Source organism: Streptomyces gottesmaniae (assembly GCF_031845845.1).
Lineage (GTDB): Bacteria > Actinomycetota > Actinomycetes > Streptomycetales > Streptomycetaceae > Streptomyces > Streptomyces akebiae.
The window spans coordinates 1-4,057 of sequence record NZ_JAVRFJ010000084.1 but is presented as its reverse complement, the minus strand read 5'-3'; the positions used below and the strand labels follow the sequence as shown (position 1 = coordinate 4,057).

The 4,057-nt window shown below is 70.5% G+C and carries 2 protein-coding genes; both read left to right on the top strand.

The window, feature by feature from the left end; translation table 11 throughout:
• A partial coding sequence (locus RM704_RS44435) for an SDR family NAD(P)-dependent oxidoreductase (protein WP_311593535.1) occupies window positions 1-2,552 on the top strand: 2,552 nt, incomplete at its 5' end.
• Window positions 2,553-2,716: 164 nt separating this feature from the next.
• The coding region (locus RM704_RS44430) for a type I polyketide synthase (protein ID WP_311593533.1) at window positions 2,717-4,057 on the top strand (1,341 nt) is incomplete at its 3' end.

Sequence of the window (4,057 nt, the reverse complement as noted above, 5' to 3'; positions counted from 1 at the left end):
GGGTGGAGAATCTGCGGCGTCCGGTGCGGTTCGCGGAGGCCACCCGTCGGCTGGCGGGGGAGGGTTTCGGGGCGTTCGTCGAGGTCAGTGCCCATCCGGTGTTGGTGATGGGGATCGAGGAGACGCTTGAGGCTGCCCGGGCTGAGGGCACGGAGGATGCCGCTGGTGTGGTGGCGGTGGGGACGTTGCGTCGGGGTGAGGGTGGCTGGGATCAGTTCCTGCGTTCGTTGGCGGGGCTGTTCGTGCGGGGTGCGGCGGAGCCGGACTGGAAGCTGCTGCTGGGTGGTCCTCACCCGAGGGTGGAGTTGCCGACGTATGCCTTCCAGCGTCGGCGTTTCTGGATCGAGAGCGTGAAGAAGGACCCGGTGGCGCAGGCCGCCGATCCAGTGGACGAGGCGTTCTGGGCGGCCGTGGAGAGCGAGGACATGACCTCGCTCGCCGACAGCCTGCAAGTGGAGACCGATGCCCTCCGGGACGTACTGCCTGCCCTCACCTCCTGGCGGGCGCGCAGGAGGGAGGAGACGCTCGTCGACGGGTGGCGCTACCGCGAGGAGTGGAAGCCGGTACCGGCACCCGCCCCTGCCGTTTTGATGGGCGCCTGGACGGTTGCCATTCCCGCGACGCACCGTGACGCCGCTGCCGTGAACGCGCTTCTGGACGGCCTGCGCCGCAACGGCGCCGACCTGCGCGTCATCCAGGTGTCCGGCGACGACACCGAGGCTCTGACGGGGCAGCTGCGAGGGGACACGACGGGAGCCGAGCAGCCGGTCGGTGTGCTCTCCCTGCTGGCCCTCGACAACCGCCCCCACCCTGCCCATCCGGAGTTGACCGAGGGCATCGCGGCGACCCTCGCACTCGTACGGGCCATGGACGCGTCCGACATCAACTCCTCCCTGTGGTGCGTGACTTCGCAGGCCGTCGCCGCCATCGATTCCGTGGAGGTCCGTAACCCGGCACAGGCAACCGTGTGGGGCATGGGCGCGTCGCTGGCGCTCGACCACCCCGGTACCTGGGGCGGACTTCTCGATCTGCCGTCGGAGATCGACGCGCGCACCGCCGACCTGCTGTGCGCCGTCCTGGCCTCGGACGAGCCGGAGGACCAGCTCGCGATACGCGCCGCTGGCCTCTTCGCCCGCCGTATGGTCCGGGCACGCCTCGATGAGGCCGCGCCCTCCACCGCGCGACCGTGGCAGCCCAGTGGCACCGTCCTGGTCACCGGCGGCACCGGCGGCATCGGTGCCCAGGTGGCCCTCCGCCTCGCTCGCGACGGCGTCGAACACCTGGTGCTCACCAGCCGCAGCGGAGCCGAGGCGCGCGGCGCGGCCGCACTGGAAGCCGAACTCGCCGTACTCGGAGCAAAGGTCACGTTCGTGGCCTGCGACATCGCCGACCGCGAAGCCGTACGCCAACTCGTCGCGTCGTTGCCCGAAGCCGCACCGCTCACCGGTGTCTTCCACCTGGCCGGAGCCGTCCCGGAAGGAGAGCAACAGCTCGCGGCCACCACGCTCGAGGAGTTCTCCCGGATGACCCGCGCCAAGATCGGCGGGGCGATGCACCTGGACGAACTGCTCGCGGACCGGAACCTGGAGGCCTTCGTCACCTTCTCCTCCGGCTCGGCCGTCTGGGGCAACGCCCATCAGGCCGCCTACGGCGGAGCCAACGCCTTCCTGGACGCCCTGGCCCACAACAGGCGCGCCCGCGGACTCGCCGGCACGTCCATCGCCTGGGGGCTGTGGGGCGGTGACGGCGCGGACGCAGGCACCGACGCCGGCATCGACGCGCAACTGCGCCGCATCGGTGTCCGGGCGATGGAACCGCGCCTGGCCCTCGACGCCCTGGGACAGGTTCTCGACCACGGAACCGGGCACTTGATCGTCGCGGACATCGACTGGGAGCGCTTCGCTCCGGTTCTCACCATCTCCAGGGCGCGGCCCCTGCTGGACGGCATCGCGGAGGTACGCGCCGCCCTCTCCGAGGGCACCGCGACGGCCGTACCGGACGAGGACACCACGGGGCGGGATTCCCTCGCCGTACGCCTCTCCGGGTTCTCGCCGGCGGAACGGGATCACGCGCTGCTCGATGTCGTGCGTGCGCAAGTGGCCGCCGTACTCCGGTACTCGGACGCCGCCGACGTGGAACCGGACCACTCCTTCAAGGACCTGGGCTTTGATTCCGTGACCGCGGTCGAGCTGCGCAACCGGCTCAACGCGGCATCCGGGCTGCGACTGCCCGCCACTGCGGTCTTCGACTACGCCACCCCCCTCGCCCTGTCGGCGCATCTGAAGTCGGAGCTGTTCCAGGACGAGGGGGCGGCGGCCGGGGCGGTCCCGCTCCTGGCCGAACTCGACCGGCTGGAGGCCTCGGTGACCTCGCTTCCGTCGACGGACATCGAGCGGCTGCGTCTCACCTCCCGGCTCCAGGGGCTGGTGACCAAGCTGAACGAGATCGTCGGTGCGGGCATCCCGGAGACCGAGACGCTGGCGGACAAGCTCGAAGCGGCCACCGCGGACGACATCTTCGACCTCATCGACAAGGACCTCGGACTGAGCTGACCCCCAGCTCAAGAGCGCGCACCACTTGAGCGTCAGCTCAAGAGCGCGCCCCACCTGTCCCGCGCCCCCCGCGCCCCCGCGCTCCGCCCCGCGCCCCCGAGTCCTCGCGTCCCCGCATCCCTGACCCCCGGACGTTCCTCGTACCGAGATTGGTGTGGCACCAGATGTCGAACGACCAGAAGCTCCTGGACTACCTCAAGCGGGTCACGGCTGATCTGCACGCGACCCGGCAGCGGCTGCGCGAGGCCGAGTCGGAGGAGCACGAGCCGATCGCGGTCGTCGCGATGGGCTGCCGCTATCCCGGTGACGTGCGGACCCCCGAGGACCTGTGGCGGCTCGTCGCCGAAGGCGGTGACGCCATCACCGAGTTCCCGGACGACCGGGGCTGGGACCTCGACACGCTCCTGGGCGGCGACGGGGACGCCGTCGGGAGCACCTACGTGGCACGCGGCGGCTTCGTCCACGACGCGGCGGACTTCGACGCCGACTTCTTCGGGATCTCGCCGCGTGAGGCGTTGGCGATGGATCCGCAGCAGCGGCTGCTGCTGGAGCTGGCCTGGGAGACCAGCGAGCGGGCCGGAATCGATCCGCACAGCCTGCGCGGCGCGTCCGTCGGGGTCTTCGCGGGGACCAACGTCCAGGACTACGCCGACCTCATGGCCCGTTCGCCGCAGGAGACGGAAGCGTACTTGGCCACCGGCAGCGTGGGGGCCGTCGTCTCCGGTCGTATCTCGTACGTACTCGGTCTGGAAGGGCCGTCGGTGTCCGTGGACACCGCATGCTCCTCTTCGCTGGTGGCCCTGCATCTCGCCTGCCAGGCCCTCCGGCAGAAGGAGTGCGCGATGGCCTTCGCGGGCGGGGTGACAATCATGTCGACACCCGGCCCGTTCATCGCGTTCAGTCGGCAGAGCGGACTGGCGTCGGACGGGCGGTGCAAGGCCTTCTCCGACGACACCGACGGCACCGGCTGGGGTGAGGGTGCGGGTCTGCTCCTGCTGGAGCGGTTGTCGGATGCGCGGCGCAATGGTCATCAGGTGCTGGCGGTGATCCGGGGTTCTGCGCTTAACCAGGACGGTGCGAGCAACGGTCTGACGGCGCCGAACGGTCCGTCGCAGCAGCGGGTGATCCGTCAGGCGCTGGCGAACGCGGGTCTGACGGCGGCCGAGGTGGACGCGGTGGAGGCCCACGGTACGGGCACGACGCTCGGCGACCCCATCGAGGCCCAGGCGCTCCTCGCCACGTACGGCCAGGATCGGGAGGAGGGCCGGCCACTCTGGCTGGGCTCGATCAAGTCGAACATCGGTCACACGCAGGCAGCCGCGGGCGTCAGCGGAGTCATCAAGATGATCATGGCCATCAGGAACGGGGTGCTTCCGAAGACGTTGCATGTGGGTGAGCCGTCGCGTCATGTGGATTGGTCTGCGGGTGCGGTGGAGTTGTTGACGGAGGCGCGGGAGTGGCCCGAGGTGGGTCGTCCGCGTCGGGCGGGTGTGTCGTCGTTCGGT